Source organism: Nocardia cyriacigeorgica (assembly GCF_005863245.1).
In the GTDB taxonomy this organism is placed as follows: domain Bacteria; phylum Actinomycetota; class Actinomycetes; order Mycobacteriales; family Mycobacteriaceae; genus Nocardia; species Nocardia cyriacigeorgica_C.
Genome location: NZ_VBUT01000006.1, coordinates 296,077 through 322,718, shown reverse-complemented (window position 1 = coordinate 322,718; position 26,642 = coordinate 296,077). Strand labels below are relative to the sequence as shown.

General features: G+C 68.5%; 27 protein-coding genes. 12 read left to right on the top strand and 15 right to left on the bottom strand.

All coding sequences use genetic code 11. The features are described 5' to 3' along the window. The first annotated feature begins 253 nt into the window (after positions 1 to 253). From FEK34_RS17490 to FEK34_RS17475, 4 genes are all read left to right on the top strand, one after another. Complete coding sequence (locus tag FEK34_RS17490) at positions 254 to 1,084, top strand: SAM-dependent methyltransferase (RefSeq protein WP_138448859.1); 831 nt, start codon at positions 254 to 256, stop codon at positions 1,082 to 1,084. 56 nt (positions 1,085 to 1,140) lie between these two features. Next, positions 1,141 to 1,620: a pyridoxamine 5'-phosphate oxidase family protein gene (locus FEK34_RS17485; protein ID WP_138448858.1), complete on the top strand. Its 480-nt coding sequence runs from the start codon at positions 1,141 to 1,143 to the stop codon at positions 1,618 to 1,620. Positions 1,621 to 1,758: 138 nt separating this feature from the next. Then, positions 1,759 to 2,598, top strand: coding sequence for an SAM-dependent methyltransferase (locus tag FEK34_RS17480; RefSeq protein WP_138448857.1), 840 nt, complete (start codon positions 1,759 to 1,761; stop codon positions 2,596 to 2,598). A gap of 86 nt (positions 2,599 to 2,684) precedes the next feature. Further along, a complete protein-coding gene (locus tag FEK34_RS17475) occupies positions 2,685 to 3,266 on the top strand; it encodes a TerD family protein (RefSeq protein ID WP_138448856.1) in 582 nt (193 codons plus the stop codon). 96 nt (positions 3,267 to 3,362) lie between these two features. On the opposite strand, the gene FEK34_RS17470 is transcribed toward FEK34_RS17475, so the two are convergent. Continuing rightward, complete coding sequence (locus FEK34_RS17470; protein ID WP_036537043.1) at positions 3,363 to 3,719, bottom strand: ArsR/SmtB family transcription factor; 357 nt, start codon at positions 3,717 to 3,719, stop codon at positions 3,363 to 3,365. 92 nt (positions 3,720 to 3,811) lie between these two features. On the opposite strand from FEK34_RS17470, the gene FEK34_RS17465 reads away from it, so the two are divergent. After that, positions 3,812 to 5,794: a heavy metal translocating P-type ATPase gene (locus FEK34_RS17465; RefSeq protein ID WP_138448855.1), complete on the top strand. Its 1,983-nt coding sequence runs from the start codon at positions 3,812 to 3,814 to the stop codon at positions 5,792 to 5,794. Positions 5,795 to 5,823: 29 nt separating this feature from the next. On the opposite strand, the gene FEK34_RS17460 is transcribed toward FEK34_RS17465, so the two are convergent. Beyond that, positions 5,824 to 7,560, bottom strand: coding sequence for a BCCT family transporter (locus tag FEK34_RS17460; RefSeq protein ID WP_138448854.1), 1,737 nt, complete (start codon positions 7,558 to 7,560; stop codon positions 5,824 to 5,826). Between FEK34_RS17460 and FEK34_RS31175 the strand changes: the two genes are divergently transcribed. Further along, a complete protein-coding gene (locus FEK34_RS31175) occupies positions 7,526 to 7,651 on the top strand; it encodes a hypothetical protein (protein WP_283206611.1) in 126 nt (41 codons plus the stop codon). The two genes, FEK34_RS17460 and FEK34_RS31175, sit on opposite strands and share 35 nt — an antisense overlap. 133 nt (positions 7,652 to 7,784) lie before the next feature. Here the strand turns inward: FEK34_RS31175 and FEK34_RS17455 are convergent, their stop codons facing one another. Next, entirely contained in the window at positions 7,785 to 8,282 is a 498-nt protein-coding gene (locus FEK34_RS17455; protein ID WP_138448853.1) for a carboxymuconolactone decarboxylase family protein, read from the bottom strand. Beyond that, positions 8,279 to 9,358, bottom strand: coding sequence for an NAD(P)H-dependent amine dehydrogenase family protein (locus FEK34_RS17450; RefSeq protein WP_138448852.1), 1,080 nt, complete (start codon positions 9,356 to 9,358; stop codon positions 8,279 to 8,281). The genes FEK34_RS17455 and FEK34_RS17450 overlap by 4 nt, the downstream gene beginning before the upstream one ends. Positions 9,359 to 9,425: 67 nt before the next feature. Here FEK34_RS17450 and FEK34_RS17445 point away from each other — a divergent pair, with 67 nt between their 5' ends. Continuing rightward, the gene (locus FEK34_RS17445) at positions 9,426 to 10,196 is read left to right on the top strand and encodes a fructosamine kinase family protein (protein ID WP_138448851.1); all 771 of its coding nucleotides are present in this window, start codon (positions 9,426 to 9,428) and stop codon (positions 10,194 to 10,196) included. A 267-nt stretch (positions 10,197 to 10,463) separates the two neighbouring features. On the opposite strand, the gene FEK34_RS30035 is transcribed toward FEK34_RS17445, so the two are convergent. The 3 genes from FEK34_RS30035 to FEK34_RS17435 form a co-directional block, all read right to left on the bottom strand. After that, positions 10,464 to 10,610, bottom strand: coding sequence for a hypothetical protein (locus FEK34_RS30035; protein ID WP_171048262.1), 147 nt, complete (start codon positions 10,608 to 10,610; stop codon positions 10,464 to 10,466). 37 nt (positions 10,611 to 10,647) lie between these two features. After that, positions 10,648 to 12,309 (bottom strand): alkaline phosphatase D family protein, encoded by a 1,662-nt coding sequence (locus FEK34_RS17440; protein WP_138448850.1) that lies wholly within the window; start codon positions 12,307 to 12,309, stop codon positions 10,648 to 10,650. 370 nt (positions 12,310 to 12,679) lie between these two features. Then, complete coding sequence (locus FEK34_RS17435) at positions 12,680 to 14,380, bottom strand: alpha/beta hydrolase (protein WP_249359323.1); 1,701 nt, start codon at positions 14,378 to 14,380, stop codon at positions 12,680 to 12,682. A gap of 169 nt (positions 14,381 to 14,549) precedes the next feature. Here FEK34_RS17435 and FEK34_RS17430 point away from each other — a divergent pair, with 169 nt between their 5' ends. Beyond that, the gene (locus FEK34_RS17430; RefSeq protein WP_138448849.1) at positions 14,550 to 15,500 is read left to right on the top strand and encodes an alpha/beta fold hydrolase; all 951 of its coding nucleotides are present in this window, start codon (positions 14,550 to 14,552) and stop codon (positions 15,498 to 15,500) included. Here FEK34_RS17430 and FEK34_RS17425 read toward each other — a convergent pair. Then, positions 15,438 to 15,662: a hypothetical protein gene (locus FEK34_RS17425; protein WP_249359321.1), complete on the bottom strand. Its 225-nt coding sequence runs from the start codon at positions 15,660 to 15,662 to the stop codon at positions 15,438 to 15,440. The two genes, FEK34_RS17430 and FEK34_RS17425, sit on opposite strands and share 63 nt — an antisense overlap. A gap of 393 nt (positions 15,663 to 16,055) precedes the next feature. Between FEK34_RS17425 and FEK34_RS17420 the strand changes: the two genes are divergently transcribed. The 4 genes from FEK34_RS17420 (at position 16,056) to erm (ending at position 20,996) form a co-directional block, all read left to right on the top strand. Beyond that, positions 16,056 to 16,475, top strand: coding sequence for an ankyrin repeat domain-containing protein (locus FEK34_RS17420; protein WP_138448847.1), 420 nt, complete (start codon positions 16,056 to 16,058; stop codon positions 16,473 to 16,475). A 95-nt stretch (positions 16,476 to 16,570) separates the two neighbouring features. Continuing rightward, complete coding sequence (locus tag FEK34_RS17415) at positions 16,571 to 18,820, top strand: serine/threonine-protein kinase (RefSeq protein ID WP_138448846.1); 2,250 nt, start codon at positions 16,571 to 16,573, stop codon at positions 18,818 to 18,820. 94 nt (positions 18,821 to 18,914) lie between these two features. After that, positions 18,915 to 19,901, top strand: a complete 987-nt coding sequence (locus FEK34_RS17410; RefSeq protein ID WP_138448845.1) for a tetratricopeptide repeat protein — start codon at positions 18,915 to 18,917, stop codon at positions 19,899 to 19,901. Between the two features lie 279 nt (positions 19,902 to 20,180). Then, positions 20,181 to 20,996: a 23S ribosomal RNA methyltransferase Erm gene (gene erm / locus FEK34_RS17405; RefSeq protein ID WP_138448844.1), complete on the top strand. Its 816-nt coding sequence runs from the start codon at positions 20,181 to 20,183 to the stop codon at positions 20,994 to 20,996. Positions 20,997 to 21,058: 62 nt separating this feature from the next. On the opposite strand, the gene thpD is transcribed toward erm, so the two are convergent. The 7 genes from thpD to FEK34_RS17370 form a co-directional block, all read right to left on the bottom strand. Next, positions 21,059 to 21,931 (bottom strand): ectoine hydroxylase, encoded by an 873-nt coding sequence (gene thpD / locus FEK34_RS17400; RefSeq protein WP_171048261.1) that lies wholly within the window; start codon positions 21,929 to 21,931, stop codon positions 21,059 to 21,061. Positions 21,932 to 21,945: 14 nt separating this feature from the next. Next, the gene (locus FEK34_RS17395) at positions 21,946 to 22,341 is read right to left on the bottom strand and encodes an ectoine synthase (RefSeq protein ID WP_138448843.1); all 396 of its coding nucleotides are present in this window, start codon (positions 22,339 to 22,341) and stop codon (positions 21,946 to 21,948) included. An 11-nt stretch (positions 22,342 to 22,352) separates the two neighbouring features. Next, positions 22,353 to 23,615 carry a diaminobutyrate--2-oxoglutarate transaminase gene (gene ectB, locus FEK34_RS17390; RefSeq protein WP_048833438.1) on the bottom strand — a complete coding sequence of 421 codons (1,263 nt, stop codon included), beginning with the start codon at positions 23,613 to 23,615 and terminating at the stop codon, positions 22,353 to 22,355. Next, a complete protein-coding gene (gene ectA / locus FEK34_RS17385; RefSeq protein WP_249359319.1) occupies positions 23,615 to 24,217 on the bottom strand; it encodes a diaminobutyrate acetyltransferase in 603 nt (200 codons plus the stop codon). The genes ectB and ectA overlap by 1 nt, the downstream gene beginning before the upstream one ends. 144 nt (positions 24,218 to 24,361) lie before the next feature. Then, complete coding sequence (locus FEK34_RS17380; protein ID WP_138448842.1) at positions 24,362 to 25,420, bottom strand: sensor histidine kinase; 1,059 nt, start codon at positions 25,418 to 25,420, stop codon at positions 24,362 to 24,364. A 23-nt stretch (positions 25,421 to 25,443) separates the two neighbouring features. Next, a complete protein-coding gene (locus tag FEK34_RS17375; RefSeq protein WP_138448841.1) occupies positions 25,444 to 26,154 on the bottom strand; it encodes a response regulator transcription factor in 711 nt (236 codons plus the stop codon). A gap of 155 nt (positions 26,155 to 26,309) precedes the next feature. Further along, positions 26,310 to 26,621: a hypothetical protein gene (locus FEK34_RS17370; RefSeq protein WP_014351414.1), complete on the bottom strand. Its 312-nt coding sequence runs from the start codon at positions 26,619 to 26,621 to the stop codon at positions 26,310 to 26,312. Between the last annotated feature and the right edge of the window lie 21 nt (positions 26,622 to 26,642).

Below are 26,642 nucleotides of genomic sequence, written 5' to 3'. Positions count from 1 at the left end.
ACCGGAGCCCGTTACCCGTCGGCGATCGTCGCCGCGGACGGGCGGACGACGTCGCTGGACGACGTCGGCGCAGACTGGTCGGTCGCCGAGTTACCGTGCGTGTCGGCCGGGTATGTCCGATTCGGCCACCGACGACCGATGTGCACGGATTTTGCAGCGGGACAACGGCATAACTTCTTCTCGATACCGCGCGCGGCGTACGCGCGGTGCGTAGAGTCACAGTCGTGGGAGCCGATGGGAGAGGAGCCCCATGATGCCGATGGACGATGAGGATCTCGGTGGGCGTGTCGACCCTGACACGCCGAGCATTGCCCGCGTCTACGACTACGGACTGGGCGGTTCGGACTGGTTCGAGGTCGATCGTAAAGTCTACGAACACCTACTCACCGTGGTGCCCAACCAGAATGCGGTCGGCGTGGCCAACCGGCGCTGGCTCGAACGGGTGGTCCGGTACCTGACGAGTCAAGTGGGCATTACGCAGATCCTGGATCTGGGCAGCGGCCTGCCGACGCAGAAGAACACCCACGAGATCGCGCAGGAACTGGGCGCGGAGGTCATGGTCGTCTATGTCGACAACGACCCGGTGTGCGTGCGGCGCGGCAAGGAACTACTCGAGGCCAACGAGTACACCCACTTCCTCGACCTCGATCTCACCAAGCCCGACGAAGTGCTCGGCCATCCCGCGGTGAACCAGTATCTCGACCTGAGCAAGCCACTGCTGATGATGCAGTGCGGCACCTTGCATCACGTCGACGACGATCGCGATCCGGCGGGCATCATGGCCGAATACATCGACCGGCTCGCGCCCGGTTCCTACGTCATGATCAGCCACTTCTTCGATCCGGGCAGCGAGGACGAAGAGTTGCACCAGCTCGCCCGGCGTGCCGAACGGGCCCTGCACGACGAGGGACTCGGCACCGGCCGCTGGCGCACCCGCGAAGAACTGATGCCGTTCTTCGACGGGCTCGAACTTCTCGAACCGGGACTCGTACCACTCGACGACTGGTGGCCCTGGGGCCCCGACGAGCGCGAGCGCGTCCCGGACGAGTACTTGATCATCGGCGGCGTCGGCCGCAAACCGTAACTCGCACATCCTTATCCACTGTTCGCATTCGATTCACACGATGACAGGAGGCCGCAATGTCAGCCGACGCCGACACCACCACCGGCAACGCGGAGATCACCGAGCAGGACGTCCGGGACAAACTCGCCGGCATCCTCGCCACCACCAGCATCGACCTGGCGACGTCCAAAGACGGCGTGAACTGGTGCTCGAGCGCGTTCTTCGCCCACCTCGACGACGATCCGTTCCGGCTGACGCTGATCCTGGAATCGGGCGGGCGCACGCTGGACGCCTTGCGCGCCAACCCCAATGTCGGCATCAAGGTGGTCAGCGGCGGGTTCACCGATCCGTTCGCCCAGGGCCTCGGCACCGTCGAGGTGCGCGATCCGGCCGACCGGGACGAGACGTTCCAGGCGCTGGTGCAGAAGGAGCCGATGATCGAGCCGTTCTTCGCCACCCCGGTGGAAGCGCTGCTCGTGCACGTCGACTGGTGGCGGGTCACCCACATCGGCGCCGGTTGGCTGCCCGGACGGCGACTCGACCGCGTGTCGGTCTGAGCCACACCGCGTACCCTCCGCTCGCGCACGGGCGGCGAATCTTGCGTCGCCCGAATGCTTCCGGACCCATTGCCGCGACGCTCACCGCCCCCTAGGCTGAGTGAGCCGTATCACAGTTAGTGCAGAGAGAGGTTCTCGATGTCCCAACCCGCTCCCCAGACCGGTGTTCGCGTTCCGGTCGGTGTGGACACCACCCGAGCGAGCATCGCACGCGTCTACGACGTGAGCCTGGGTGGCAAAGACAACTACGACGTCGACCGCGCCGCGTTCGACATGATCCTGCAAGCCGCGCCCCGCCAGCGTGACGTGTCGAAGATGAACCGGCGCTGGCTGCACCGGGTCACCCGCTACCTCGCAGGCACCGTCGGCATCGACCAGTTCCTCGACATCGGTGCGGGTCTGCCCACCGTCGGCAACACCCACGAAATCGCCCAGAGCCAGAACCCCGAGGCGACCGTCGTCTACGTCGACAACGATCCGGTGTGCAACGCGCACGGCCGGGTGCTGCTCGAGCAGAACGAGTACACCCATTTCGTTCCGGCGGATCTCACGCAGCCCGATACGCTGCTCAAGGACGAGGAGGTCACCAGGCACCTCGATCTCGAGCGTCCGCTCGGCCTCATCCTGTGCGGCATCCTGCATCACGTGGACGACGATCTCGATCCCGTCGGCATCATGCGCCAGTACATCGACGCGCTGCCCTCGGGTTCCTACGTAGCCATCACCCATTTCTGGAACCCGAACGACGGTTCCGAGCTCGCCGATCTCGCCGTGCGCCTGCAACGCCAGTTCACCGAGATGGGCCTCGGGTCGGGCTGGTACCGCACCAAAGAGGAGATCGCGGCCTACTTCCACGATCTGGAGATGATCGAGCCGGGCCTGGTCGAACTCGAGCAGTGGTGGCCGATGGGCCCGCCGATCCGGGAACCGTTCCCCGAGGAGCGGGTGATGCTCGGCGGAGTCGGCCGCAAGCGCTGAGTCGCACGGTCACAGCGGGTTCCGCGGTCATCGTCGCGGAATCCGCTGGCCTGCCCGCCGACTCGTTCGTGGGTAGGCTGAGGCCCATGATCACGCTCAAGAAAGAAGACGGTGCCGCGGATCTGAGCGGCATCACCAAACTGAGTGTCGGGGTGAGCTGGGACCCGTCCGCGGGTGCCAGCGGCGGCGCGCTCGGCTGGGCTCGCCGCAAGCGCGGCGTCGACCTGGACCTGATCGCGATTCTCATGCAGGGGGCCGAGCCGGTGCGGTTCGCCGGACTGGACTCGCTCGACCCGCTCGGCAACGGCGCGGTCCTGCACAGCGGTGACGAGCAGACCGGCGCAGCGGCCGGCGACGACGAGACCGTGCAGGTCACCTTCGCCGATGTGCCCGGCGGTATCGACTCGATCGTGTTCGTGGCGGCGGCCTTCAAAAAGGGTTCGTCGTTCGAGAAGGCGAACAATATTTCGTTCAAGGTCTACGACGCGACCGGCGGCGACAGCCAGCAGGTGGCCGATATCTGGCCGTCGCTGCTCGGCGCCGACAATGCCAACGCGGTGGCGCGGGCCTTCCGGTCCGGTGCGAGCTGGCAGCTCGAGGTGCTCAACCGCAAGGGCAAGATCAAGCAGGGCGATAAGCAGGCGCTGTTGCGCTTCGCCATTCAGTGATCCGGGCGCGGTGGCGGGGTCTCAGGGTTCCGCCACCGTGCGCGTCGGGTGCGCGCCGCTTCGACTGCGCCGCAATCGATATCAGAAACCGCCTGGTCAGGCCGTTTCGTCGTCGGCGATGCCGAGCCCGAGATGCTCGATGTGATAGACGGCTTCGTCCAGCAGCATCGCCACGTGACTGTCGTAGAGCCGGTAGATGACGCTTCTGCCCTGCCGCGAACCGGTGACCAGCCCCATCGCCCGTAACAGTCGCAGTTGATGAGAGACCGCGGACTGTTCCATCTCGACGGCTTCGACCAGATCCCCCACCGAGCACGGGCCGTGCCGCAGCCTGGTCAGGATCCGTAGCCGGCTCGGCGTGGCCAGGGCCTGGAGAGTCGCTGCCACTGTGGCCGCCGAATCGGCATCCAGCTGGGCGGGCGGCGTAGTTCTGCCCTCGACTCCGTGTCCCACGAGATCACTGTACCTTGCGGGATTACATGAAGACATGTACATGCATTCCTGTAGTCCTATGCCGCGCTGATCTCGAACGGAGCACTCTGGCGATGTCCACCTCCCCCTTGCTCGATCGGCCGCACACCGGGCAGGTCCCGCCCCCGCGCCCGGGTCGCTCGACGGCCTGGACCTTGCCCGAGGTGCGGTGGGCCGTGGCCGCCACCGCCTTGTTCGCCGCCGGTCTGGGGGCACAGTGGTCCGGCGCACCGGCCTGGCTCGCATGGTCGCTGCTGGCAGGGTGTTATGTGACCGGCGGCTGGGAGCCGGCGCTGGAAGGCGTACGCGCGCTGCGCGATCGGACCCTCGATGTGGATCTGCTGATGATCGTCGCGGCGTTGGGCGCGGCGGCGATCGGGCAGATGGTCGACGGCGGCCTGCTGATCGTGATCTTCGCGACCTCGGGCGCCCTGGAGGCGGTGCTGACCCACCGCACGGCCGAGGCGGTGCGCGGGCTGCTCGATCTCGCACCCGACCGCGCCACCGTCGTCGACGGCGACGATGAACGAATAGTCGACGCGCAAACCCTCATGCCAGGGCAGCTGATCCTGGTCCGGCCCGGTGAGCGGATCGGTGGCGACGGCGTCGTCGAATCCGGGCGCAGCGAGGTCGATCAGGCCTCGATCACCGGTGAACCGCTGCCGGTGCCGACCGGGCCGGAAGACGAAGTCTTCGCCGGCGCCATCAACGGCACGGGCACGCTGCGGGTGCGGGTCCGGCGCGCGGCAGCCGATACGGTGATCGCCCGCATCGCCGCCATGGTGCGCGAGGCGTCCGAATCCAAGGCGGGCACCCAGCTGTTCATCGAGCGGGTCGAGCAGTGGTACTCCACCGGCGTCGTGATCGCCACGCTCGCCGTGCTGTTCATTCCGCTGGCCGCCGGCTCGGCACTCCAGCCCGCCCTGCTGCGGGCGATGACGTTCATGATCGTGGCCTCGCCGTGCGCGATCGTGCTGGCGACCATGCCGCCGCTGCTGGCCGCCATGGCCAACGCCAGCCGCCATGGCGTGCTGGTGAAATCGGCGGTGGTCATGGAGCGACTCGGCACGGTGGATACGGTCGCCTTCGACAAGACCGGCACGTTGACCGAGGGCCGTCCGCAGGTCACCGCGGTCCGCGCCGTCACCGGCGAGCTCGGTGCCGACGCGATGCTCGCGCTGGCGGCCGCTGCCGAACGCGACAGCGAACATCCGCTCGCCATCGCCATCGTCGCCGCCGCGAGAGAGCGCGGGCTGCCGCTCGCGGAGGTCACGGCGTTCGACTCGCGGCCGGGTCGCGGTGTGCGCGCCACCGTCGACGGCCGGGTGATCGAGGTGGGCCGCCCGGGCGACCTGCTGCCACCGTCCACCGAAACCGACGCTGCTCTGACGAATGCTGAATCCATTGTCGCCGAATGGGAATCGACGGGCGCGACCGCCGTGGTCGTGACCGTGGATGCCCGCCCGGCCGGTGTGCTCGCGGTCACCGACCGGCCACGTCCGGGTGCGGCCACGGCCGTGGCCGAGCTGACCGCCCGCACCGGGCACCCGCCGGTTCTGCTCACCGGGGACAACCCGCGCGCCGCGGCCGCACTGGCCGAGACTGTCGGCATCGGCGATGTCCGCGCCGGTGCGCTGCCCGAGGACAAGGTGGCGGCGGTGCGCGAGCTCGTCGGCGCCGGTCGCCGTGTCGCGGTGGTCGGTGACGGTGTCAACGACGCGCCCGCGCTGGCGGCCGCGCACGTCGGTATCGCGATGGGGCGCACCGGTTCCGATCTAGCGGTCGATGCCGCCGACGCCGTCATCGTCGGTGACGACCTCGGCACCGTCGCCGCCGTGGTCACGCTGTCACGGCGGGCGCGCCGGATCGTGGTGGCGAATCTGACCATCGCCGCCACCTTCATCGTGGCCCTGGTCACCTGGGATCTGGTCGGCACCCTGCCGCTGCCGCTCGGGGTCGCCGGGCACGAGGGGTCGACGGTGATCGTCGGGTTGAAGGGGATGCGGTTGCTCGCCGACCGCGCCTGGCGCGACGCGATGCGGCCCGGTCACGCGTGAGGCGTGGCCGGGCCGGGCGAACGCGAAGGTCAGCTGGCGGTGCGGTCTTCGGGTGAATCGTCGGGTTCGTCCACCACCACGGCCTCGGTCACCAACTCGAATTCGCCGTCGTGGCGTTCGGTGCCCTGCACGACCGCGTCGACCACCAGCTGCACGCCGAGATCCTCGCGCTGAATGATCGGGTCGGCGCGCAGGTCGCGATACAGCGACACGCACATGAAGCCCATCACCACCATGAACGGCAGTGAGACCACGGTGGTGAGCGCTTGCAGACCGGTGAGCGCGCCGCCCAGATTCGCCGGATCGGCGATGACGAGCATGATCGCCGCGACCGCGCCGGTGGCCGAACCCCAGAAGATGACCGTTGGCCGCGAGGGTTCGATGCTGCCCTTCTCCGACAGCGTGCCCATCACGATGGAGGCCGCGTCGGCGCCGGAGACGAAGAAGATCGCCACCAGCACCATCACCAGGCCGGCGGTGAACGACGCCAGCGGATAGTGATCGAGCAGATGGAACAGCGCGAAGTTCTCGTCGACCGAACCGTCGGCCTCGGTCAGGTCGCCGGTCTGGCTCTGCTGCTGGATGCCTGCCCCGCCGAAGATGACGAACCAGATCAGGCTCACCACGCTCGGCACCAGCAGCACACCGGTGACGAACTGACGGATGGTGCGGCCACGACTGATTCGCGCGATGAACATGCCGACGAAGGGGGTCCAGGAAATCCACCAGGCCCAGTAGAAGATGGTCCAGGTCGACAGCCAGGTCTCCATCGCCTCGCCGCCGGCGACCCCGGTGCGTGAGGCCATCGTCGGCAGCATGGCGATGTAGTCGCCGATGGCGGCGGGCAGGAAGTTGAGCATCACCAGGGTGGGCCCGGCGATGAACACGAACGCGGCCACCGCCAGCGCCAGCACCATGTTGATGTTGGACAGCCACTGGATGCCGCGGTCGATGCCCGAGACGGCGGAGAAGATGAAGGCGATGGTCAGGCCGCAGATGATGGCGACCAGACCGACCTTGCCGATGGCGTCGATCCAGCCGTTGAACTCCATCCCGGCCCCGATCTGCAGCGCGCCCAGGCCCAGCGATGCCGCCGACCCGAACAGGGTCGCGAAGATGGCCATCATATTGATCGCCTGGCCGCCGATGCCGTCGGCTCTGCGGCCCAGAATCGGGCGGAACACCGAGGAGATCAACTGCGAGCGGCCACGGCGGAAAGTGCTGTAGGCGATGGCCAGTCCGGCGACGGCGTAGATCGCCCACGGATGCAGGGTCCAGTGGAACAGGGTGGTCGCCATGGCGACCTCGGCGGCCTCGGGGCTACCCGGTGCGGCCGTGCCCGGTGGCGGGTTCACGAAATGCGACAGCGGTTCGGCCACGCCCCAGAACATCAGGCCGATGCCCATACCCGCGCTGAACATCATCGCGATCCAGGAGACGGTGCGGAATTCGGGTTTCTCGCCGTCGGCTCCGAGCGGGATCTTGCCGTATCTGCTTGCGGCCAGCCAGATCACATACACCACGAAGACCGTCGCGATCAGCACGAACAACCAGCCGGTATTGCTGATCACCCAGCTCTGCGCGTTGCCCGCCGCGGTGGCCAGGCCGGTCCGGTCGATGATGCCCCATGCCACGAATGCCAGCGACCCGATCGCCGTGACGCCGAAGACGAGACGGTCGAGTCCTGGTTTCGCCGGTGATCTGCCAGCAACCCGGTGCACCGTCGCTTCGGTGTCCCGGGAATTCCTGTCGGCGCCGATCGACATTGAATCGGAGTCCTTTCAGATCGCGAACGACCGCTGGTCGGCGGCAGTTCTCTTCCCGCAGCAACCGTACAGCGTTCTCGCGGCGCTGTGACGCACAACACCTGCGTCGGCACGGTCTGCGCAGCTCATCCGGCACGTCGTGACCCCTGGCGCCGGTTGAGCCGGTCCGGTCGCGGGGCCGAGTATTCGGTACCCCGCGCGTACCGCGAGCAAACCTCAGCGGGTCATGGTGTGGCGGTACCGGAGTGGCCGGGAAGCACGCAGACGGCGTCGAGTCCGAGGACGTGATTGAGGCGGCCGAAGGCGAGCCAGGACCCGATGCTCATGCTCAGCTCGACGATCTCGGCCTGGCTGTAGCAGGCCGACATCCGGGCCCAGAACTCGTCGTCGAGGTTGTGGTGGTCGAGGGCGTAGCGTTCGGCGTATTCGGCGGCCAGCCGGGTGCGCTCGTCGAAGGCGTCGGTGGTGCGCCAGTCGGCGACGGCGTCGAGGAAACCGGGATCGACCTTCTTGCCGTCGCGTTCGGTGCGCCAGTCCAGGCAGAACAGACAGCCGTTGATCTGCGCGATCCGCAGTCGCGCGGCCTCGAATTCGGCCAGCCCGAGGGTGGAGTGGGAGTAGACCGCGAGCGAGAAGTCCGACGCGGCGACGCCGATGCCGGGCACCATCTCGCCCCAGACGTAGCCGATCGGGTCCTTGCCTTCCGGAATGTCGATCCTCATGTCCGGTTCCTTCCCAGCCTGCCCACCGCCGGTCGCAGCGGGACATCGAGCGCGTCATAGAGTCCCGGCCCTGCCTCGGTGAGCCAGTCGATCGCCCCGACGAGCCGGCCGACCGCGGTGGCATTGCCGCCCGCGGCGTAGTTGCCGTCCTCATCGGTGGCCTCGATGGTGACCTCGAGGCGCGGGCGGCCCTCCACGATCACCCGGTGCGCACCGGAACCGTTCGGCGGTACCGGCCAGTCGGGTGCGCAGCTCGGGTGGATGCGGGTGATGTGTTCGATGACGATCGCCGGCTCCCCCGCGACGATGCCCTGCACCTCGAAGCGCAGCGCGCCCTGGGTGCCCGCCGCGAACTCCCCCATCGACGCCGTGCCGACCGTGGTCGCCAGTTCCCGGCGGTCGAGGGTTTCGCGGATCTCGTCGAGTTCGACGCCGAGCGCGCGGGCCATGAGCCGGATCTGGCCGCCCCACACCATCGTCGGCACGCCGGGGGCCACCATCGGCGGCGAATAATCCATCGGCTGGCCCATGCCCACCAGGTAGCGCACCGAATCGGGCTGGTCGTAGCTGGAGTAGTCGAAGATCTCCTGGCAGCGAATACCGTCGATGACGGTGCCGAGCCCGCTCATCAGCAGGGGCAGTACATCGTTGCCCCAGCCCGGATCGACCCCCGAGACGAACAGCGAGCCGCCGCCGGACTCGATGGCGGCGAGGACCTTCTCGCGCTGGTCTGCGGGTGCGTTGCGGGCGTCGTAGAACGCGTAGAGGGCGGGGGTGACGACCACCGCGCCCGCGGCGATCGCTGCGACGATATCGGCGAGGGCATCGTCCGGGCGGATGTCACCGGAGGCGGCGTAGACCACCGCCCGTGGGTTCGCGGCCAGCACCGCGGCGACATCGGTGGTGGCGGCGACGCCGAGTTCGTGGTCGAGGCCGGCCAGTTCACCGGCGTCGCGACCGGCCTTCGCGGGGTTGTGCACGATGACGTCGGTGAGTTCCAGCCCGGGATGCGCCGCGACGGCACGGATGGCCGCGCGGCCGACGTTTCCGGTGCCCCACACCGCTGTGGAGATCATCGGCCGAGTCTAGCAAGTGCTTGGTTGGCCGGAGGGTGTTTCCGACAGCCCGCCAGCCGGTCGTACGGTGGCGGTCGTGACCACCTTCAGGAAGGCCGATTCCGGGACGCATCCGGACTTCTATCCGGCCGAGGCCGCGGGACTGCGCTGGCTCGGCGCCGCGGGAGCACCGGTGGTCGAGGTGCTCTCGGTGGACAGCGCCCATATCGAATTGGTGCGGCTGCCGCACGGCCGGGCGTCGGCCGAGTGCGCCCACCGGCTCGGCCAGACCCTGGCGCGGATGCACGATGCGGGCACCGACGGCGCCGGATTCGGTTGTCCGCCTGCCGGTTTCACCGGCCAGATCTTCATCGGCAAGCGGCCGATGAGCAGCGTCGAGCACGAGCGCTGGGGTGAGTTCTACGCCACCGAGCGGGTGCTGCCGTTCCTGGCCATCGCCTATGACGCCGGGAGTGTGGACCGCGCCCAGCGCGCCGTCATCGAGCGGGCCTGCGCCGTGGTGGCCGACGGCCGCTTCGACGACGGCGAAGCGCCCTCGCGGATTCACGGCGATCTGTGGAACGGCAATGTGGTGTGGACCGGTGAGCAGGCGGTGCTGATCGATCCGGCCGCGCACGGCGGGCACCGGGAAACCGATCTGGCGATGCTGGCGCTGTTCGGCTGCCCCTCCTTCGAGCAGATCATCGAGGGGTACCAGTCGCGGCATCGGCTGGCCGACGGCTGGCGAGCCAGGGTGCCGGCGCATCAACTGCATCCACTGGCCGTGCACGCGGCCGGATATGGGCCCGGTTATGGGCAGGCGCTGCATCAGGCGGCGCTGGATACCCTGCGGCTCTGAGTCGTCGCCGCATCGTGCGACCGAGCGGGTGCGTCGGGCCGCGTGCTCGGTCGGCAGTCGGCGGTCCGGCGGGTGGCAGTCGGGCGCTCGGCGGTCCGGCAGGTGGCAGTCCAGCGCTCAGCGGTCCGGCAGGTGGCAGTCGGGCGCTCGGCGGTCCGGCAGGTGGCAGTCCAGCGCTCGGCGGTCCGGCAGGTGGCAGTCCAGCGCTCAGCGGTCCGGCAGGTGGCAGTCGGGCGCTCGGCGGTCCGGCAGGTGGCAGTCCAGCGCTCAGCGGTCCGGCAGGTGGCAGTCCAGCGGGTGGCGGATGGCGGTCCGCCGGATGGCGGTCCGCTCGATGGCGGCGGGCGCGTGGCGGTCCGGCGGTCGGCATTCGGCGACAGTCATCGGCAGCGACAGCAGCAGGCGTGCGCCCACATCGATGACGATGGTTGCCCGGACCGCCGCCCAAAGATCACCGATTGTCGTCGGGGCCGATCGGCGGTGCGGCGGCGTGCTCGACGCGATCGGTGGGCTCTATGGTTGCGGGCCGTTCCCACCGCGACGCCTCCATCACGCCCGGCACACCGTCCTGTACGACGAAGCTCGCTCTGGTGTGAATGGGCGCGCCGGGTCGCTCGACATAGGGCACCACCCGGAAATCGGTGCGCCACAGGTGCTCATCCACTTCCACCCGCACGTAGCCGCGTTGGCTGTTGTAGAACTTCATATCCGGGTTGGCCGCCAGCAGATCCCGGCCGCGGCCGGGCAGGTCCGCGCCGTCACCTCCGCTGGAGATCGAGGTGCCGGTGAATTCGGCTGCCACCACCTCGGATTCGCTCTCGGCGACGTCGCGGCGCAGGTCGGCGGCGTAGTTCTCGTGCCGGTCGCCGGTGAGTACCACCAGGTTGCGCACCGAGCGGTCGGCGGCGGCGCCGAGTATCGCCGCGCGTTCGGCGGCGTACCCGTCCCACGCATCGGTGGAGATCGACACCTCCGGGCCCGGATCGTGGTCGGTGCGGCCCATCACCACCTGATTGCCGAGAATCTGCCAGCGCGCCGGCGAGCTCGCGAAGCCGTTCAGCAGCCACTGTCGTTGCGCGCCACCGAGAATGGTCCGGTCGAGGCCGGTGGCCTGCGCGCAATCGGTGACGATCTCGCCGCCGCAGGCCTGCCGGGTGCGGTACTGGCGCGTGTCGAGCAGGGTGATCTCGGCGAGGTCGCCGAAGCGGTACCGCCGGTGCAGCCGCATATTCGGTCCCGACGGCAGCTGCGCCAACCGCAGCGGCTGATGTTCGTACATCGCCTGGAAGGCCGCTGCTCGACGGCGCAGGAACACCGTCCGCAGTGCGTCGAGATCGACCGTCGACGCGGCGGTGTCGGCGGCCCAGTCGTCGTCGACCTCGTGATCGTCCATGGTGACCAGCCACGGGAACGCCGCGTGGGCGCGGCGCAGCAGCTCCTCGGATTTGAACCATGCGTAATGCAAGCGGTAACCGGCCAGATCGCGGGCCTCGTGACGCAGCGGTGAGGGCACCCGGACGCCGCGACGACGGCCGGTCAGCGGATATTCGTAGATGTAGTCGCCCAGGTGCACGACGAGATCGAGGTCTTCGGCGGCCAGATGCCGGTAGGCGGTGTAGTGGCCGTCGTTCCAGGCCTGACAGGAGGCGTAGGCGAACCGTAGCCTCGAACCCGTCCCTGGCCGCGGGGCGGTACGGGTGCGGCCCACCGGCGACACCGCCGAACCCGCGCGGAACCGGTAGTAGTACCAGCGCTGCGGTTGCAGGCCGCCGATCTCCGGGTGCACGCTGTGGCCGAGCGCGCGATCGGCCACCACCGCGCCGCGGCGCACCACCTGCCGGAAATGCTCGTCGTTGGCGAGCTCGTAGTCGACGGTCACCGGATGCGCGGGCATGCCGCCGAGGCCGTCGGGGGCGAATGGATCCGGTGCCAGCCGGGTCCACAACACCACCCCGTCCGGGGTCGGCTCCCCGGACGCGACGCCGAGGGTGAAGGGGTCGCCGGTCCAGCGCGGCGCCCGGAACCGGGCGCCGGAGACCGCGCAACTTCCCGCCAGCGCGGCGGCCGACGCCACACCACCGAACCGCAACAGCTGCCGACGCGACAGGCCCATGGTTCATGGTGGGGGCGCCAGATCGACGGCCACTGACCTGCGCGGTGAAGCCGGCGATGACATCGGGCGAACATTCGTCGTCGACGCCTCCGACGGCGGATGTGCGGGGCGTGCTCGAGACCGGCGTGCATCGTCGGATCGTGACGTCGGCGCCCGGCTAACGCGGCTGCGCCCGTGCTCTAATGCCGTTAGCCGAGCGAAAGCCGACGCACTGATCGCGGATGCCCGGACCGGTCGGCCCAGGAGGTCCGGTTGCCGAATGTGCCGCCGTGTTGCTGCCGGGTGGACGGGTGCTCGCCGTGCGAGCGGCGGATATGCCCGACGGTGCGCAGATCGCCGGCATCTTCCGGTGCGCGCTGTAATCGCCGCGTCAGTTGGCGCTGGTCAGCACCGCGCGCAATCGCTCGGTGTCGGCCTGGGTCCAGTCCGGCGGTTGCAGGATCGCGGCCCACGAGTCGGCGATGGCGGCGTGGAAGGTGTGGCCGTACCCGTCGGGGACGTTGGTGGAGACCGCCATATCGGCCGAGACCTGAAGGAAGGTGACGATCGGGATCCAGCGGGTGCTGTCGAGGACGTCGTCGGCTCGGGGTTCGCGCAGCCAATCCGGTTCGTGCAGGGCCAGTCCCGGCGTCCACCAGGTGATGGGGTCGGAGCCGTGTTGCAGATACACCACCCGCGGGCCCGGCCAATCCGGCGTCGGGCGTTGCAGGTCGGCGGGCCGGGCCACGAAGCGCACGGTGCGGCCGTCCTGGAAGATCGGCAGCACCTGCGGCGTGCCGGGATCGCGGCGCGCGGTGACATCGCCCCAGATGACGTTGTTGCTCGTCGGACCCACGAACAATGCCCCGTCGGTGCGCGAGGTCAGATCCTGGATGCCGGAGAAGGCAGCCTCACCGCCGAAAGAACCGAGGCTTTCCCCGAACACCACGAGTTTCGGGCGATCGTTCTCCGGCAGCGTCGACCATGTCGCGTAGACCGCCTCGAACAGCGCCTGCCCGGCCTGGCGCGCCCGCGCCTGATCCACCAGGAACGACAGCCAGCTCGGCAGATACGAGTACTGCATGCTCACCAGGGCGGTGTCGCCGTTGTATAGATACTCGAGCGCCGAGGCGGTGGACTGGTTGATCCAGCCGGTGCCGGTGGTGGTGGCGACACCGATGACGGCGCGATCGAAACCACCGGCCCGATCGAGTTCGGCCACCGCCAATTCCGCCTCCTCGCGCACGGTGTCGGCCGAGGCCAGCCCGGTGTAGGTGCGGATCGGCATCATCGCCGGACGCTTATTGAATTCCGAGAGCTGCTCGACAGTCGGCCCGTTGCCGACAAAGATGCGGCCCTGCCTGCCGAGGGAATCCCAGGTCACCAGCGACCCCGGCCCGCCGGAACGTTCGGGCGCAGTGGGCGCCGGATTGTCGGCGTCGGTCTCCTGATTGACCGCGGCGAAGGTGTTGTTGAGCACCGACATCGCGCCATTGGCCACCACACCGTCGAGCACGGCCACCACCGCAAGCGCCACCAGCACGCCGCCGGCCACCACGGCGACCCGGGCGGGCAGCACCTTGGTCAGCAGCCGCGCCACCCACGCCGTCGCCGCGATCACCGCACGCACCAGCGCCACCAGGATCGCGAACACCACCACCACGACGATCAGAATGACCGGATATGACCAGATCGACAGCCCGGAAACACCCATCAGGGTGCGCAATTCGTCCTGCCAGCCCGCGAACCAGATCAGCATGAGCACCGTGCCCACCACCGCGATCCCCGCCAGCACCCACCAGGTCACCGCCCTGGTGGGGCGCGGCTGCTCGCGATGCAGCATCCAGCGGATGATCGCGGCCACCAGCACGCCGAGCCCGTAACCGATGGCGGCGGCAGCGCCGGTCACCACACCTTGGAACAGTGCGTCGCGCGGCAGCAGCGAGGGAGTCAGTGACAGCCAGGTCAGCACCAGCGCGCCGACCAGGCCACCGAATTCGAGCCGCACCACCCCGCGTCGGCTCTTCGGTGGGCCTGCCGTGTCCTCGGAATCGGCAGCGGTCCGCGTCGTCGGGGTCGTTGTCGTCTCCACTGCGCACCTCGTTCACCCAGGCCGGAGTCGACACCCGTCGACAGTTCGACCACAGTATGGTTCACATCGGCGCATAAGGTGCGCTCATCGGCGCCCGCCGCCGTCATGTCGGCACCGCGCGTGCCCGACGGGACCCGCGGTGCGCGTCATCCGGCGACGAGGTGGAGTCATGGACGCACAGCTGCGCGAATGGAAAGACGGCGGACAGTATTTCGACTTCCTCGGCTTCGAGGTGTTCTATCGGGTCGCGGGCAGCGGCCCGCATCTGCTGCTCATCCACGGCTACCCGTTCAACTCCTTCGACTGGGCCCCGCTGTGGGACCGGCTCACCGAGCGGTTCACCGTCATCGCGCCCGACATGCTCGGCATGGGCTTCTCCGCCAAGCCGGTCGCGGGCGACTACTCGGTTCCGGCCCACGCCGATATGCATGAGGCGCTGCTCGCGCACCTGGGCGTCGCCCGGTGCCATGTGGTCGCGCACGACCTCGGTGTCTCGGTGGCACAGGAGATGCTGGCACGGCACGACACCGCCGCGCAGTCGTCGACGCCGTATCGTCTGGACTCGCTGACCTGGCTCAATGGCGGTCTGTTCATCGAGGCCTATCGCCCGCGCCTGGTTCAGCAACTGCTGTCGACACCGGTGGGTGAGGTGGCGGGCCGGTTCCACAAGCTGCTGCTGACCAAGCCGGTACTGGCCCGCTCGATCGATGAGATGTTCGGCCCGGCCACCAAACCCGGCCCGCGGCTGCTCGAGCAGTTCGACCAGATCATGAACTACAACGACGGCGCACGGGTCACCCATCTGGTGGGCCGGTTCGTGCGCGACCGGCTGACCTACCGCAACCGATGGGTCCGCGCGATGCGCGAGACCGCGGTGCCGATGCGGTTGATCAACGGCCCCGCCGATCCCAATTCGGGCAGGCATATGGCCGAGCGCTACCGCGAGGTGATCCCGGACCCCGATGTGGTGATGCTGCCGGAGAACATCGCGCACTGGCCGCATATCGAGGCCCCCGACGCCGTGCTGGCCGCCGTGCTCGACCACATCGGGCGGGCGTCAGCGGCGACGACGCATGGTGAGCACGCCGGCGGCCCAGCCGACGACGAAGATCGCCAATAGCGCCACCCACATGGGTGAGGTGATGGTGATGGCCAGGATGTCGATCGACACTTTGCTGCGGTTTTGCAGGATGAAGACGACGGCCAGGATCGTCAGCACCAGCGCCAGCCATTGAGTGGGCGATACTCGCTGCAAGAACGAGCGCTTCTCGGTGGAATTCATGGCCACTCCCATCTACCCGACAGGGCTTTGCCTCAGTATGACCGCTGCGTACCCGCGCAACCGGGTAACGACCCGTGCGCGAATGGGCGGGACCGTCCGGCTGTCAACGCCCCTGCCGCTGGTGTAACGGGTGCCGCAGCCTCGACGCTGTAGTCAGTGGGGGTCACGTCAACTCGCGCCGACACATAAGAGGTTCTCCCATGGTTCATCCGACCGTCGTCCCGTCGAACCCGATCGAGGCCATCCTGATGGCCCTGTCCTGGCTGGTCTGCTCGATTTCGGCAGGAGAAGGCTGCGCGATCATCCAGTGATGCGCGGCGGCGGCCTCCGGTCCCGCGCCGGAGGCCGCCGGCATGTCCGGAACTGTCGGCTACGGCTGGTAGTAATGGAGCGGTGACTGCGGACAACGGCCCTGCTCCCGATTCCGGCGACCCCGAGATCGACCCCGAACTGGTCGAACTGGCCACCGCGGTCTTCGCCCTGGCGCGCACCGGTGCGGCAGCTCAGCTGGCCGCCTACCTCGACGCCGGTGTGCCGGTGAACCTCACCAACGAGCGCGGCGACACTCTGCTCATGCTGGCCGCCTACCACGGTCACCGCGAGGCGGTCGGCGTGCTGCTGGCCCGCGGCGCCGACCCCGACCGCGCCAACGACCGCGGCCAGACCCCGCTGGCCGGGGTGGTGTTCAAGGGTGAGACCGAGATCGTGCGCGATCTGCTGGCGGCGGGCGCCGATCCGGATGCCGGAACTCCCTCCGCGCGCGAGGCCGCGACCATGTTCGGCAAGACCGAGCTGGTCGAGCTCTTCGGCTGACGGCCACCGCGCCCGAACGACGACCAGGCGCCGGCACCACGACGCGACCCGGGAAGAACCCGACGCACCACCGCTGACGGCGTTACGATGCGCACATGGCGCACTCCGCCCCGCCTGCCTCCGGGGTGACCGTCCAGTCCGACCGGTCGCCGGAGACATCGCGTGGCAACCAGGTCGCCGAGGTCGTCGAACGATTCGCCCAGGCCTGGCAGGAGGGCGACAGCCCGCCGGAGCTGCGCAGTTATCTCCCCGACGCGCCCGCGATCCGGCGGGTCTCGCTGATCGAACTGATCAAGATCGATCTGGCCAACCGCTGGCAGCGCGGCACCGCGCCGAAACGGCTGGCCGAGTACGTCGACGAACTACCCGAGCTGCGGACCTGGCCGCTGCCGCCGGACCTGATCTACGAAGAGTTCCACCACCGCCGCCGCTCGGGTAGCTCGGTAGACGTCGACGAGTACACCGCCGCCTATCCCGAACAGGCCGAACAACTTTCGCAACTGCTGACCACCGAGGACTATCACAGCACGCTGCTCGGCGGGCGGGCCGAACCGGCGAATCTGGATGAGCTCGAGGTCGGTCAGCGCATCGACGACTTCGATCTGATGACCAGCCTCGGGCGCGGCGCGTTCGCCCGCGTCTTCCTGGCCCGGCAGCGGTCCATGCAGCGGCTGGTGGCGGTGAAGATCTCCCGTGACAAGGGCACCGAACCGCAGACGCTGGCCCAGCTCGACCACGACTACATCGTGCGCGTGTTCGATCAGCGCGTGATCGACGGACCCGGGTTGCGGCTGCTGTACATGCAGTACGTGCCCGGCGGCACCCTGCTCACGGTGCTGGAGCGGGTGCGCAACACACCGGTGGCGCAGCGCAACGGACAGCTGCTACTCGACGTCATCGACTCCGTGCTCGCGGGCAAGGGCGAGATCCAGCCGGCCGAATCGCCGGTGCGTGCCGAACTGGCGAAGCTGTCCTGGCCCGAGACGGTGGCGTGGCTGGGTCGCCGGCTCGCTCAGGCGCTGGACTACGCGGGCGGGGTCGGTGTGCTGCATCGCGACGTCAAACCGGCCAATGTGCTGCTGACCGCCGAGGGTGTGCCGAAGCTGGCCGATTTCAATATCAGCTTCAGCGGCAACGTCTCCGGTGACAGTCCGGTCGCCTATTTCGGCGGCTCGCTGGCCTATATGTCGCCCGAACAGCTGTCGGTGGTGCATCCGGACCGGCCCACCGCCGCCGCCGACCTCGACACCCGCAGTGACCTGTACTCGCTGGCGGTGGTGCTGTGGGAGTTGCTGACCGGGCGCAAACCCTTCGGCGACGAGAACGCCACCGGCGGTGATCGCACGGCCCTGGACTCGATGCTGGACCGGCGCGCGCACAGCCCACAGGATCTGCCCTACGCCGATCTGCCGCCCGGCACGCCCGCCGCCCTGCAACGCGCGCTGGTGCGGGCGCTGGAACCGGATCCGGCCAAACGCTGGGAACGCGGGGCCGATATGGCCCAGCAGTTGCAGGTGTGCCTGGACGCGCGTGCCCGCGATCTGGTGGACCCGCCGCCGGGCAGCGCGCGGCTGCGGGCCCGCAGCTGGGTGCATCCGATCATGGCGCTGGCCATCGCGGTGCCCAACCTGCTGGCGATTCTCTACAGCTACAACCACAACCGGACGCTGATCATCAGCAAACTCGACGCCGACGCGCAACGGACCTTCGACCGCGTCGCCTGGACCAGCTACGGCGTCGGCTTCCTGATCGGCGCGATCGTGACCATCGCGCTGGTGATGCATCTGTGGCTGATCATGTACGGGCTGCGCCACGGCAAGGCCTACGACGCGGCGGCGCTGGCACGCGCCCGCTCCGACACCCTGCAACTGGCCAGCCGCAATGTGCTCACCTGCTTCGTGCTGTGGGTGATCACCGGTATCGCGGTGCCGGTGTCGGTGCAGCTGTCCGGCAGCCAGATCAGCGCCGAATCGTCGGCGCATTTCTTCCTCACCCAGATCGTCTGCGGTGCGATCGCCATGGCGTACCCGTACTTCCTGGTGAGTTTCTACGCGGTGCGCTGCTTGTATCCGGCGTTCCTTCCGCTGGGCGGGCTCGGCGCCGACGACAGCAGGCAGCTGCGCGCACTGGACCGGCGCAGCACCTATTTCCTGACCGTCGCCGCCGCGGTGCCGCTGCTCGGCGCGGCCGGGGTGACCTTCATCCCGTCGGCCGATATCGATTCGGTGATCGTGCCGCTGCGGGTGCTGTGCTTCGGCGGGGCGCTGGCCTTCGTCGGCGTGTACTGGTTGTTCCGGATGCTGGAGCGGGATCTGGCCGCGCTCGAACGCATCGTCACCCACTGAAACGCCGCGAAATCGCACGCTTCGGCGAGTACGGTATAGCCGCCGCGCGGGGTCGAGCGCGGTGATCGGGTATCGGGGAAAGGCGGGGCTAGACATGATCGAACCGGTTACGTCCGCGGTCGCACCGGCGACCGGCACACCTTCGGTCGCCGGGCCCGAACTACCGTTGGCCGCCCGCTATCGCAGCGCCGACCCGATCGACTGGCACGGCAGCATGGTGTATCCGATGTACACCGAACAGCTCACCGGTTCGGCCACCACCCTCACGCTGACCCTGCTGTCGGCGACACCGCCGCCTGGATTGCGCGGGCTCGGCATGGGGCTGTCCATGGTCGACGGCTATGTAGGCGTCGACCGGCGCAAGCTGGCGGGGGTGGACGTCTGGCGTGATGCCCTCGAACGCGGGATCACCGTCGAACTGTCGGCGGCGAACCGTGGGGCGCTGTATTCGCTGACGCCGGTCTGGCGCGATGCCGACGGGACCGCCCGGTCCTGGTCGGGCAACTACGGCATCGTCGTCGAACGCGCCGCGAGCGGGCGCATCGTGTTGTGGTGCAGCCTGGGCGCGGGCCCACCGCATTTCGCCGACCTGGTGGTGGAGGTCAGCGCCGCGTCCGCCGACACCACCCCGATGCCCGCGGCGGGCGGATCGGCGCCGCGCATCGTCCGTGCCGCCGGCACCCGCCGTCCCTCGGGTGCCCCGGCGAGCGCCGAATCCCCGCTGAACTCCGATGCCGACTCGCCCGGCCGACGCGACTACCGCAGTGCGCTCTACGAGCTCGGTGTCGCGATGTTCGCCCGGGGCGAAGAGGAGCAGGCGTGCGAGCTGTGGTCGCAGGCGGCGGCCGGTGGGCATGGTGCGGCCGCCTACGACCTCGGCGTGGTGCGGTTCCGCCAGGGCGAGTTCGACGAGGCCGAACGCTGCTGGCGCATCGCGGCCGAGCAGCGGGGTGTGCGGGCGATGGCGGGGCTGGCCGAACTGCTGGAGCGGCGCGGCGCCACCACCGAGGCACAGTTGTGGCGCACGCGCGCGATCACCGCGAAGACCGTGGCGGAATCGCTGTCGCGGCGCGCGGTGTGAACGCCGGAAATTCGGTGGACGCGACCTCAGGCGCGCGTTTACCGTGACCGGCATGAGTGGCATCACAGGTCAGCACGCGGTGTGCGCGGCCGGCGTGTACTTCATCCGCCTGCGCACGGTGGCCCGGGCCCTGCCTGTGCACCGCATCGCGCGCTGACCAGACCGCTGATCGCGTCGAACACTCCCCCGCGGTTCTGGTAACCGTCGTCTCCACGTGCCCTGGCATGGGTCCGGGCGAATCACGCCTTCCTGATTCGTCCACTCCATTCGGAGGACTCCATGTCCCGCAAACGTTTCCCCCCGCATGCCCGCGGCACGAGCACGCGTAAGCAGCTGTCGCAGAATTTCCTCGCCGACCCGCGCGCCGCGCAGACCATCGTGCGCGCGGCCTGCGTCGACCCCGGGGACCTGGTGCTGGAGATCGGCGCCGGGGACGGCATGCTGACCCGTCGGCTCCTCGACCACGGCTACCGGGTGATCGCCTACGAGAAAGACCGCTACTACGCTCGTCGACTGCGCGCCCGTTACGCGGGCGATCCGCGAATCCGGGTGATCCACAACGACTTCCGTCGCGCGATCGCACCCACCGTGCCGTTCGCGGTGATCGCCAACATCCCCTTCGGGATCAGCACCGACATCCTGCGCTGGTGCCTGGACGCCGATCACCTCAGCTCGGCGACGTTGCTCACCCAGCGCGAGTTCGCGCGCAAGCACTCCGGCGATTACCACCGGTGGAGCAAATTGACCGTCACCCATTGGCCCGCGATGACGATGACGCTCGGCCCGCATATCGGCCGTGGCAGCTTCGACCCGGTCCCCCAGGTCGACGCCGCCATCCTGCGCCTGGCCCGCCGCCCCCACCCGCTGCTGACCGGCCCGTCAGCGGCCGACTACCGCACGCTGGTCGAACTCGGCTTCTCCGGTGTCGGCGGATCGCTGGCGGCGTCACTGCGCCGCCGCTTCCCCGCCACTGCGGTCCGCTCGGCCTGCGCCGCAGCGGGAATCGAGGTGGACGAACCGGTGGGGCTGGTGCACCCGGACAGCTGGATCACCCTGTACCGCCACCTGCGCCGCGTGCCCGCACCCGCCCGGTGACACGCAGCGGCGGCGGGAAGGGTGGATTCCCTTCCCGCCGCCGTCAGGACGCGACCGTCGGCTCAGATCGGCGTGAAATCGCGGCTGGCGATGTAGGTCGGGCGCCGCGCCGGAGCCGCGAACGGCTCCTCCAGGGTGTTCTCCACGCTGTTGAACACCAGGAAGATGTTCGAGCGCGGGAACGGCGTGATGTTGTTGGCCGACCCGTGCATGATGTTCGAATCGAACACCAGCGCCGACCCGGCCCGCCCGGTGAACTGCGCGATCCCGTACTTGTGCGCCAGGTCCTCGATATCGGCCTGGGACGGCACCCCGATCTGCTGCTCCCGCAACGATTCCCGATAGTGATCGGCCGGTGTCGCACCCTGGCACGGCACGAAGGTGCGGTGCGAACCCGGCATCACCATCAGGCTGCCGTTGAACGGGTAGTTGTCGGTCAGTGCGATGGAGATGCTGACCGCGCGCGGGGACGGCATGCCGTCTTCGGCGTGCCAGGTCTCGAAATCGGAGTGCCAGTAGAAGCCCGTCCCACCGAAGCCGGGCAGATAGTTCACCCGGCTCTGGTGCAGATAGACCTCCGACCCGAGGATCTGGCGGGCCAGCCCCGCCACCCGCGGCTCGGCCGCCAGTTCCGCGATCGCGGAACTGAGCTTGTGCACCTCGAACACCGATCGCACCTGATTCGAGGATTTCTCCACAATCACCCGCTCGTCGCCGCGCAGTGCGGGATCGCCGGCGAGCCGGCCGATCTCCCCGGCGAAGCGCGCGACTTCCTCCGGGGTGATCAACTGGTCAAGGATCGTGTACCCGTCGGTGTCGAATCCGGCGAGCTCGGGTGCCTCGATTCGACCCCACACCGTCGCGTCGTGGCGCTCGAGGTGCGGCGCCGGTTCCGGGGTGCGGGTCGGGTAGTGATCGATCCGGTGATGTGCCAACGTCGCGTCCTTTCTCAGCTGGCCGGAACGGCGACCAACGGATAGACGCCGTTCTCGTCGTGAACCTCCTGCCCGGTGACCGGCGGATTGAACACGCACATCATGCGCATCCGGGTACGCACCTCGAGCTGGTGCTTTTCATGGCCGTCGAGCAGATACATCGAACCGGGGCCCAGTTCGTAGGTCTGGTTGTTGGTCAGATCGGTCAGGGTGCCCTCGCCCTCGACCAGCCAGACCGCTTCGATGTGGTTCTGGTAGTGGAAGACGTGGGTCGTTCCTGCCTCGATGGTGGTCTCGTGGAAGGAGAACCCCACCCGGTCACCGCCGAGCACGATCCGCTTGCTGCGCCAGCCGGTGCCGGCCACATCGCGGTCGGTTCCGGTGATTTCTTCGGTGGTACGCACGATCATGGGTGGCCTCCTCAGGCGCCGCAGACGGTGTGGACTGCGCCGGTCAGGATCTGCAATCCATGGTCGAGCTCGTCCTCGGTGATGGTCAAGGGGGGCAGCAGCTTCACGACCTCGTCGGAGGCGCCGGAGGTCTCAGCCAGCAGGCCGCGTTCGAACGCGACCTGGCAGACCTTGCCCGCCTGCGAGGCGTCGTCGAAGACCAGGCCGTGCACCAGGCCGCGCCCGCGGGTCGAAATGCCCGGCAGGCCCTCGCTGATCGCGCCGAAGGCCTGGGCGATCTGCTCACCCTTGGCCTCGGTGGCGGCTTGCAGCGCGCCGTCGGACCAGTAGTGCTCGAGCGCCACCTGCGCGGTCACGAAGGACGGGTTGTTGCCGCGGAAAGTGCCGTTGTGCTCACCCGGGGCCCAGACGTCGTGCTCGGGCTTGAACAGCACCAGCGCCATCGGCAGGCCGTAGCCGCCGATCGACTTGGACAGGGTGACGATATCGGGGGTGATGCCCGCCGACTCGAAGGAGAAGAACGGGCCGGTGCGCCCGCAGCCCATCTGCACATCGTCGACGATGAGCAGGATGCCGCGCGCCTCGCACAGGCTGGCCAGGTGCCGCAGCCACTCCGCCCGCGCCAGGTTCACTCCACCCTCACCCTGCACGGTCTCCACGATGACGGCGGCCGGACGGTCCAGGCCCGAGGAGGAGTCGTCGAGCACCCGCTCCATCCACTGGAAGTCGGCGGTGGTGCCGTCGAAATAGCCGTCGTAGGGCATCGGCGTGGCATGGTTGAGCGGCACGCCGGCACCCGCGCGCTTGGCGGCGTTACCGGTCACCGACAGCGCGCCCAGGGTCATGCCGTGGAAGGCGTTGGTGAAGCTGAGCACGGTCTGGCGGCCGGTGACCTTGCGGGCCAGCTTCAGCGCGGCCTCGACGGCATTGGCGCCGGTCGGCCCGGGGAACTGCACCTTGTAGTCCAGCCCGCGCGGAGCCAGCAGCGTATCGCGCACGGTTTCCAGCAGTTTCCGCTTGGCGACGGTGGACATATCCAGCCCGTGCGTCACACCGTCGGAGGCGATGTAATCGATGAGGGCCTTCTTGAGGATGGGATTGTTGTGCCCGTAGTTCAGGGCGCCGGCGCCGGCGAAGAAATCGAGAAAATCCTTGCCCTCTTCGTCACGCAGCCAGGCGCCTTTGGCGGTTTCGAAAACCGTGGGCCAGGAGCGGCAGTAACCACGCACATTCGATTCCAGTGCGTCGAAGATCGTCGTGTCAGCGGTGATCATCATAGATCCCTTTCAGTTTTACGGGCGATCGGTGCGATTCGGTACAGGTCCTCGGCGATATGGCTGTCGGGAAAATCGCCAGGAGTGAACAACTCGGTCTTGGTCATCTCCGCTCCGCGGCGCCGCGCCAATGCGGCGAACATCGCGATGGAGGCCGGGTTGTCCGGTGAGACGGTCGTCTCCAGGGCATCGACGCCGCGTCCGACGGCGTCGATCAGGTTGTCCACCAAGCGATCCAGCATCGCGACGCCGAGTCCGCGACCACGCTGATCATGATCGACGGCGACCTGCCAGACGAACACGGTGCGCGGGGCCTCCGGGCGCAGATACCCGATCACGAAGCCGGCGACCCGGCCGTCGACCTCGGCCACGACCGAGGTGGCGGCGAAATCGCGGCACCACAGCAGATACGCGTAGCTGGAATTGGTGTCCAGCACCTGCGAATCCTTGGCGATTTCCCACAGGCGCGCCCCGTCGCGAATTTCCGGGGTCCGCAGAACCGGGGCGCCGGCGGGCTGCCGGTGCGATCCGGAACGGGTCGCCGCGGAATCGACGCGCGCTGGGTCGTCGTCGGTGTGTGTGGGCAAAGCTTGCGTTGACATACAACTCCGAGGTCGATGTTCAGTACTTTCCCAGGCTTACGAATGAACTTTGAGCTGACCTGGTCGAGGACTTTACGATTGTGTTACGGCCGTGTGACGCCGTTCATGAACTCCGCATTTTCGGGATATACCTCACGTTTCAATTCACTCGATGGCGGGCAAGTGAATGGTGAATCGCGCGCCGCCGCCGGGGCGTTCGCCGCATTCCACCGTGCCCTTATGAGTGGCGACCGTCTCGGCCACCAGCGCCAGTCCGATTCCGGTGCCGCCGTCGGCCTTGCGGCGGCTGGTGCGTGCGGTGGCGAACCGTTCGAAGATGCGGTCACGGTCGGCCGGTGGCACGCCGGGGCCCGCGTCGTCGACGGCAATGACCGCATGATCGCCCTCGCGGTGCACGGTGACCGCGACGACTCCCCCGCCGTGCCGGTCGGCGTTCTCCAGCAGGTTCACCACCGCGCGTTCGAGTTCGAGTTTGCGGCCGCGGACTACGACGTCCTCGGTCACCGTCAGCAACTCCACCGGATGCCTGCTGTCGCGCAGGGTGTGGGTGAGCAGCTCGGCCACCGACAACGGGTCGGCGTCGCCGTGATGCATGCCCGCCTCGACCCGCGCCAGCGCCAGCAGGTCGTCGAGCAGCCGTCGCAGATGATCGACCTCGGCGGTGACCAGGGCCAAGGCCCGGCGCGAGCGTTCGGGCAGATCGTCGCTATGCCGGTTCAACACCTCCACGCTGGCGGTGAGGGTGGTCAGCGGGGTCCGCAGCTCATGGCTGACATCGCCGAAGAGCCGGTGTTCGCGGTCGATGCGCCGTTGCAGCGAATCCACCATCCGGTTGAACGAGTCGACGGTGCTGGCCAGGTCCTGGTCGTGGGTGTCGGGCAGGCGGATGCCGAGATCACCGGAGGCGATCTTGGCCGCCGCCTCGGCGACATCACGCAGTGGCCGCAGGACGCGGCGCCCGACCCAGATCCCGACCGCGGCGCCGAGCGTCGCGGCCAGCAGCGCACAGCAGATCACCAGCACCGGACGGTTGACGACACGCTCCCCGAGGGTGACGCCGTCCTCGCCCAGCCGGGCGAAGACCAGCAGCACCAAGGCCAGCGACATCAGGCCCGAGGTCGCCGCGAAGGCGATGGTGACCCGGCCCCGCAGACTCCACAGGCCCGGGTCGAGCCGGGTGCGGACGCGTTCGGCGTTCGTCATCGACGCTGAGATGGGCGGCCCGCTCAGCGCTGTACGTCGAGCCGGTAGCCGAGACCACGCACGGTGACCACGATCTGCGGGTCGGAGGGATCGCGTTCGATCTTGGTGCGCAGGCGGCGCATATGCACGTCGACGATGCGCTCGTCGCCGAAGAAACCGCGGTCCCAGACCCGCTCGAGCAGCACCGATCGGCTCAGCACCCGCCCCGGCACCTCGGCCAGCTCGCACAGCAGGCGGAACTCGGTCAGCGTCAGCGCGATCTCCTCATCGCCGCGGCGGACCGCGCCGCCGTCGGGGGCGAGGATCAGCGGTGCGTCGGGGTCGGCGTCGAGCACCACTTCGACCGGCGCTTCTCGCCCGGCCGAGAGCTGGGCGCGGCGGCGCAGCGCCCGCATCCGGGCGGTGATCTCCTTGATTTCGAAGGGTTTGGTGACGAAGTCGTCGGCGCCGGCTTCCAGTGCCGCCACCACGTCATGGGTGTCGTCGCGGGCGCTGACCACGATGATCGGCACATCGTGATCACGGCGGATCTCACGGATGCAGGTGAACCCGTCCATGCCGCCGAGCATCAGGTCGACGATCATCACATCGGGTACGCCGTTGCTGCGCAGATGGGTGAGCGCGTCCTCGGCCTGCTCGGCTTCTTCGACGTCGTAGCCCTCGTCCTCCATGGCCAGACGCAATGCGCCTCGGACCCTGTCGTCGTCTTCCACGATCATCAGGCTCGCGCTCAATATTCAAATCCTTTGCAGATACGCGGGGCGCATCGCGGTGCGGAGGTTCGCATCCCCAGACCGACGCGATGTTCCGCTTTTCAGCTTTTCTCGAGCAACTTTCCGGTAACAGTAGTGCCCTGTATGCCCGATTGCTAAACCTTGCGTGAGATCGCTCACCGAACCGGTCGGTCGGGACGCTCCAATCGGAAGAAGTTGCTCGGGCTGCCGTCGGGGCGTCGTTCCTGGTAGCGGAAGCACAGCTGACGTGCGTCGAAAGTGGCGAACCAGTCGTCCCAGTCGACGGGCAGCAACCCCGCGCCACCGTAGCGGGGGAAGTCGAACCGCAACACTTCGACGCGTCCGTTGTAGTCGCTGCCCGGCATGGTGGCCGGGTTGGCGCCGCGCCTCTCGGCCCAGCGACGGATGACGTCGTGGTTGGTGGTGACCATGGTCTGTCCCGGACCGGCCGATGGTCCACCGTTCATGACGAACCTCCTCGCGGTAGG

What these genes read in the sequence shown, in the direction of transcription:
- FEK34_RS17475 (WP_138448856.1), top strand. Translation starts at nt 2,685, where the DNA reads ATGATCACGCTCAAGAAAGAAGACGGTGCCGCGGATCTGAGCGGCATC.
- FEK34_RS17370 (WP_014351414.1), bottom strand. Translation starts at nt 26,621, where the DNA reads ATGAACGGTGGACCATCGGCCGGTCCGGGACAGACCATGGTCACCACC.
- FEK34_RS17480 (WP_138448857.1), top strand. Translation starts at nt 1,759, where the DNA reads ATGTCCCAACCCGCTCCCCAGACCGGTGTTCGCGTTCCGGTCGGTGTG.
- FEK34_RS17460 (WP_138448854.1), bottom strand. Translation starts at nt 7,560, where the DNA reads ATGTCGATCGGCGCCGACAGGAATTCCCGGGACACCGAAGCGACGGTG.
- FEK34_RS17410 (WP_138448845.1), top strand. Translation starts at nt 18,915, where the DNA reads ATGATCGAACCGGTTACGTCCGCGGTCGCACCGGCGACCGGCACACCT.
- erm (WP_138448844.1), top strand. Translation starts at nt 20,181, where the DNA reads ATGTCCCGCAAACGTTTCCCCCCGCATGCCCGCGGCACGAGCACGCGT.
- FEK34_RS17380 (WP_138448842.1), bottom strand. Translation starts at nt 25,420, where the DNA reads ATGACGAACGCCGAACGCGTCCGCACCCGGCTCGACCCGGGCCTGTGG.
- FEK34_RS17440 (WP_138448850.1), bottom strand. Translation starts at nt 12,309, where the DNA reads ATGGGCCTGTCGCGTCGGCAGCTGTTGCGGTTCGGTGGTGTGGCGTCG.
- ectA (WP_249359319.1), bottom strand. Translation starts at nt 24,217, where the DNA reads ATGTCAACGCAAGCTTTGCCCACACACACCGACGACGACCCAGCGCGC.
- FEK34_RS17455 (WP_138448853.1), bottom strand. Translation starts at nt 8,282, where the DNA reads ATGAGGATCGACATTCCGGAAGGCAAGGACCCGATCGGCTACGTCTGG.
- FEK34_RS17430 (WP_138448849.1), top strand. Translation starts at nt 14,550, where the DNA reads ATGGACGCACAGCTGCGCGAATGGAAAGACGGCGGACAGTATTTCGAC.
- FEK34_RS17490 (WP_138448859.1), top strand. Translation starts at nt 254, where the DNA reads ATGCCGATGGACGATGAGGATCTCGGTGGGCGTGTCGACCCTGACACG.
- FEK34_RS17415 (WP_138448846.1), top strand. Translation starts at nt 16,571, where the DNA reads ATGGCGCACTCCGCCCCGCCTGCCTCCGGGGTGACCGTCCAGTCCGAC.
- FEK34_RS17450 (WP_138448852.1), bottom strand. Translation starts at nt 9,358, where the DNA reads ATGATCTCCACAGCGGTGTGGGGCACCGGAAACGTCGGCCGCGCGGCC.
- FEK34_RS17425 (WP_249359321.1), bottom strand. Translation starts at nt 15,662, where the DNA reads ATGAATTCCACCGAGAAGCGCTCGTTCTTGCAGCGAGTATCGCCCACT.
- ectB (WP_048833438.1), bottom strand. Translation starts at nt 23,615, where the DNA reads ATGATCACCGCTGACACGACGATCTTCGACGCACTGGAATCGAATGTG.
- FEK34_RS17465 (WP_138448855.1), top strand. Translation starts at nt 3,812, where the DNA reads ATGTCCACCTCCCCCTTGCTCGATCGGCCGCACACCGGGCAGGTCCCG.
- FEK34_RS17395 (WP_138448843.1), bottom strand. Translation starts at nt 22,341, where the DNA reads ATGATCGTGCGTACCACCGAAGAAATCACCGGAACCGACCGCGATGTG.
- FEK34_RS17485 (WP_138448858.1), top strand. Translation starts at nt 1,141, where the DNA reads ATGTCAGCCGACGCCGACACCACCACCGGCAACGCGGAGATCACCGAG.